The following is a 4,862-nucleotide window of genomic DNA, read 5'->3' as shown; positions in this document are numbered from 1 at the left end:
CCCGGCACCGCGCCCTCGAAGAACCCGCCCGGCACTGTGCGCGAGCCGTCCGGTACTGTTCCGCGGCCGGTGCCGGGGCGCCGGACGTCGACCGCCAGGGAGCACGCCAGATGGGCACGCCCGTACGTCACTTCACCGCGACGACCGAGGAGGGGCAGGTCTTCACGGTCAACATCGAGCGGGACTTCAGGTACGACCCGTACCGCGACTTCCTCGTCTGTACGCACTGCGACTGGTCGCCGTCGCTCCTGACGACCCGGCGGCTCCTCGACATGGCCGGGGAGCACCTGGCGTCCGCCCACGGTGCCGGCCACGGGCTCGGGCAGCACGACAACGAGTCGTTCCGCAAGGCTCGCCTGATCATGCTGCCCGTCGTCGCGGTGCTGCTGATCGGCCTGCTGATCTTCCTGAACAGCTGATCCGCCGGCGGGATCAGCCGCCGCTGAGTTCGAGAAGCGCGCCCACCGGGTCGGAGTCCGGCGCGGCCCTGGGCCACCATTCGTCCTCGCCGGGGTCCGATTCGTAGCCGTACCACCGGCCGTCGTGGCCGAAGCGGAGCTGGAGCGTGCCTCCGGGGTGGGTCAGGTGGTTGCGCCAGGGCTGGAAGCGCGGGAAGCCGGCCGCCGCGAGGGCCGGGCGGGCGCGGTCGAACGGGCCGGCCGGGGGGTCCCACGGTGTCTCCAGGACGGTGAGGCCCTCGGCTCCGCCCTGACGCCAGGCTGCGACGGCCCGGGCCAGGTCGGTGGTGTTGCGGCCGGTGGCGGACGCCAGTTCGCGGTAGAGGGCGCGGGTGGTGGCGGTGAGCCCGGCCGTGGGGCGGGCGGCTGCCAGCCGGACCGCGTCCTGCCAGGCGGTGAGCCCGGCGATCGGGTCCGTTCCGGTGCTGAGCAGCGCGTGGGCGCGGGCGGCCGCGTCGGTGGCGAGCTGGTCGAGGGCCAGGGGGTCCCGGGCGCCGGGGAACTCGGGGTACGAAGGCGGCCGGCCCGGATGCGGCTCCACCGGGAACGGCGCGGGCAGCGGCGGCAGGAAACGGTCGGAGAGCGCCTCCTGAGCGGGTACGGACGGGGTGGCGGGTGCCGCGGGCCGCTCCCGGGCGGAGTGGGCGGCGTTACGACGGCCGAGGTCCTCCACGAGCTCGCGTTCGCCCCGGCCGCGCAGCAGCAGGAGGACGAACGGATCGGCGTCCAGGAGCCGGGCCATCTGGTAGCAGAGCGCCGCCACGTGCTTGCACGGCCAGCCGCGGTCGGGACAGGAACAGCCGGGGTCGAGATCGTCCGCCGCGGGGAGCAGGGTGATGCCGGCGGCGGCTGCCGTGTCGGCGAGGGAGTGCGGCATCTCCTTGGCGAGCAGTGCGGCGAGGTGGCCGGGGCGGGCGGCGACCGCGTCGAGGAAGGTGTCCCAGTCGGGGTCGGTGAGCGTGCGCAGCCGGAGCTCGGCGCGGTAGGGCCGGGGGCGGCTGCCGTGCACGTAGGCGACGACACGGCCGGGCGTGACGGTGATCGCGGCGACGTTGCCGCTGTCCGCGTACGCGCGTCCGCGGGCCAGCCGGGGCGCGTCCATCGAGAGGTCCTCCAGAGCCGTCACCCACGCCCGGCCCCACCAGCTGTCCGCGAACGGCTCGTCGTCGCCGGAGGTGCGCGCCGGCACGGCCTCGAAGGTCCGCCGCAGGTCGTCGGGGCCCGGGCGGGACCGTGCGCCGGGCCGTGCGCCGGAGGAGTGGGGGCGGGGGCTCATGACGGCCTCCGGAGCGAGACGAGGTCGGCCAGGTCACGGTCGCTGAGCTCGGTCAGCGCGGTCTCGCCGGTGCCGAGCACGGCGTCGGCCAGTGCCCGCTTGGCCAGCAGCATCTCGCCGATCCGGTCCTCTACGGTGCCTTCGGCGATCAGCCGGTGCACCTGGACCGGCTGGGTCTGCCCGATGCGGTAGGCACGGTCCGTGGCCTGCTCCTCGACCGCCGGGTTCCACCAGCGGTCGTAGTGGATGACGTGGGCGGCCCGGGTGAGGTTGAGCCCGGTGCCCGCGGCCTTGAGGGAGAGCAGGAAGACCGGCACCTCGCCGGACTGGAAGCGGTCCACCATCCGTTCCCGCTCCGGCACCGGTGTACCGCCGTGCAGGAGCTGGGAGGGGATCGCGCGCGAGGTGAGGTGGGCGGAGAGCAGCCGGGCCATCGTCACGTACTGGGTGAAGATGAGCACGGAGCCGTCCTCGGCGAGGATCGTGTCGAGGAGTTCGTCGAGCAGGGCGAGCTTCCCGGAGCGGCCGGTGAGGCGGGTGGGCTCCTCCTTCAGATACTGCGCGGGGTGGTTGCAGATCTGCTTGAGCGAGGCCAGCAGCTTCATGATCAGGCCACGCCGGGCGATGCCTTCCGACGCTTCGATGTACGCCATGGTCTCGCGCACCGTGGCCTCGTAGAGCGTGGCCTGTTCGCGGGTGAGGAAGACGGGGTGGTCGGTCTCCGTCTTGGGCGGCAGTTCGGGGGCGATGCCCGGGTCCGACTTCTTGCGGCGCAGCAGGAAGGGCCGGACCAGCCGGGAGAGCCGCTCGACCGCTTCGTCGTTGGCGATGCCGGCGGCGGTTCCGGTGTTCTCCACGATGCGGGCGTGGCGGGCCCGGAAGGCCTTGAGGGGCCCGAGGAGCCCGGGAGTGGTCCAGTCGAGCAGGGCCCAGAGCTCGGAGAGGTTGTTCTCGACGGGGGTGCCGGTCAGTGCGACCCGGGCCGGGGACGGAATGGTGCGCAGTGCCTTCGCGGTGGAGGAGTGCGGGTTCTTCACGTGCTGTGCCTCGTCGGCGACGACCAGTCCCCAGCTGTGGGCGGCCAGTTCGGCTGCGCTGGAGCGCATCGTGCCGTATGTGGTGAGGACGAAGCCGTTGTCGGGGTCGGCGAGGGTGCGGCCGGTGCCGTGGAACCGCCGCACGGGGACGCCGGGTGCGAAGCGGTTGATCTCCCGGTGCCAGTTGCCCAGCAGCGAGGCGGGGCAGATCACGAGCGTGGGTGCGGGGTGGGCGCGGTGCAGATGGAGGGCGATGAGGGTGATCGTCTTGCCGAGGCCCATGTCGTCGGCGAGGCAGCCGCCGAGACCCAGTGACGTCATCCGGTCCAGCCAGGCCAGACCGCGCAGTTGGTAGTCGCGGAGGGTGGCGTCGAGGCCGGGCGGCGGTGCGACGGTGCTGTCGTCCTCGACGATACGGGCGCGCAGCTCGGCCAGCGCGCCGACCGGCACCGCCTCGACCTGCTCGCCGTCCACTTCGGCGCTTCCGGTCAGCGCGACGGCGAGTGCGTCCACCGGATCGAGCAGGCCGAGCTCCCGCTTGCGTGCCTTGCGTACGAGCGCGGGGTCGACGACGACCCACTGGTCGCGCAGCCGCACCACGGGCCGGTGTGCCTCGGCGAGCACGTCCATCTCGGCCTCGGTCAGCTTCTGGTCGCCCAGCGAGAGCTGCCAGTTGAACGCGAAGAGCTGTTCGGCGTCGAAGAACGAGGTGCCGTCGGTGGCCGATCCGGGCGCGGGCCGCACGACCGCCGCCGCGGTGAGCGAACGGGCGAGCTCCCTGGGCCAGTGCACGCTCACCCCGGCGGCTGCCAGTCGCGCCCCGCCGGCGCCCAGCAGCTCGTACAACTCGTCCTCGGTGAGGGCCAGTACGTCGGGGACCGGCTGGTCCAGCAGTCGTTCCAGCGGGGCCCAGACGCGCGCGGCGCGGCGCAGGGCGAGCACGGCGTCGATCCGGGCGCGCGGGCCGAACGGCTCGCCCGCCGAGCCGTTCCACAGGGCGGCCGCGTCCACGACATAGGTGGGATCGGCGAGGCTGTGCACCTGGGTGATGGCGGCCCCGGCGTGCCGCGCGGGGGCCGGTGTGCCTTCGTCCCGGTCCTCTGCCGGGCCGTCCCGGTCCTCGGTGTCGAAGAGCTCGTACGCGGAGAGGTCCAGGCGCAGCGACACCCGTACGCCCGCGTCCAGTCCGGCCGCGACCTCCACGGCCCACTCGCGGACGCCGGGCAGATGGCGGCCCTCCCGGGCGGCGAAGGGTGCGCCCATGGCGAAGGCGGCCGCCGGCGTCCGGGGCAGGGTGTCGGCCACCGCGTCGAGGAAGGAGCTGATGAGCGGCTCGGGGTCGGGGACCTGGAGGGGCGCGCGGTCGGGGAACGGGGTCGCGTATCCCTCGGCGGGCATGGCCGCGGCGACCGCGCGCAGATGGGCGACGTCCTCGGCGTCACGCGGTCCGGCCCGCCAGGCGTCGTGATCGTCGGCGGTCAGCCCGGGCAGTATCCGGCCGCGGGAGACGAGGTGGAGCGCGTGCAGGGTGGCGGCGCCCCAGCAGCGGGTGGCGGGGTGCGCGGACCGCAGATGGCGGGCCCGGGCCAGCAGGGGCACGGCCTCGGCCAGGGGAAGCAGCAGAGCGGGCACGGTGCTGCGGCGGATGTCCCCCTGCTCACCGTGGCGCCGGACGACGGTGATCTCCGAGGTACGCACGCCTGAGCCGTCCGCCTCGGCGGGTGCCGACGTGCCCGCCCCGGTCCCGGTGCCGGGCGCCCACAGATCCCCCTGATCGGGCAGGGGGTGTCCCTCCGGGTCCCAGAACGCGATGCGCCCCTCGCGCGGGAGCGTGGCCGGCAGGAAGACCGCGGCGCAGCGCAGCAGGCGGCCGGTGGCCACGTCGTGCGGCGGCGGTGCGATACCCATCGACCCCTCCCTCTTCCCGTCCGGGCCCGGTCGTGAGCCCTGGTGTCCTCGGCCCTCCGTGCCTGGTCAGCGCGGCCGTCACGGGAACCCTTCGACTCGCGAGTCTAGGCGGGGGGTCTGACAGCGGACCGGCCGCCGCCGGACCCGTACGAGTTGCGGGCACGGCGGCGGCCGGTCCGCTGT

The 4,862-nt window shown here is 74.2% G+C and carries 3 protein-coding genes; 1 reads left to right on the top strand and 2 read right to left on the bottom strand.

Annotated elements, in window-relative coordinates:
• Positions 1-419: hypothetical protein (locus tag JGS39_RS36535; RefSeq protein WP_236065894.1), on the top strand; the 419-nt coding region annotated here is incomplete at its 5' end.
• Positions 420-432: 13 nt separating this feature from the next.
• Here JGS39_RS36535 and JGS39_RS36530 read toward each other — a convergent pair.
• Both JGS39_RS36530 and JGS39_RS36525 read right to left on the bottom strand, forming a co-directional pair.
• Positions 433-1,734: an SWIM zinc finger family protein gene (locus JGS39_RS36530; RefSeq protein ID WP_219574070.1), complete on the bottom strand. Its 1,302-nt coding sequence runs from the start codon at positions 1,732-1,734 to the stop codon at positions 433-435.
• Positions 1,731-4,679, bottom strand: a complete 2,949-nt coding sequence (locus JGS39_RS36525) for an SCO1167/SCO6262 family helicase (protein ID WP_219574069.1) — start codon at positions 4,677-4,679, stop codon at positions 1,731-1,733. Before JGS39_RS36525 ends, JGS39_RS36530 begins: the two co-directional genes overlap by 4 nt.
• Between the last annotated feature and the right edge of the window lie 183 nt (positions 4,680-4,862).

The sequence above is a fragment of the Streptomyces poriferorum genome, from assembly GCF_019399235.1.
Classification (GTDB): Bacteria; Actinomycetota; Actinomycetes; order Streptomycetales; family Streptomycetaceae; genus Streptomyces; species Streptomyces poriferorum.
This window is presented reverse-complemented; position numbering and strand designations above follow the sequence as displayed.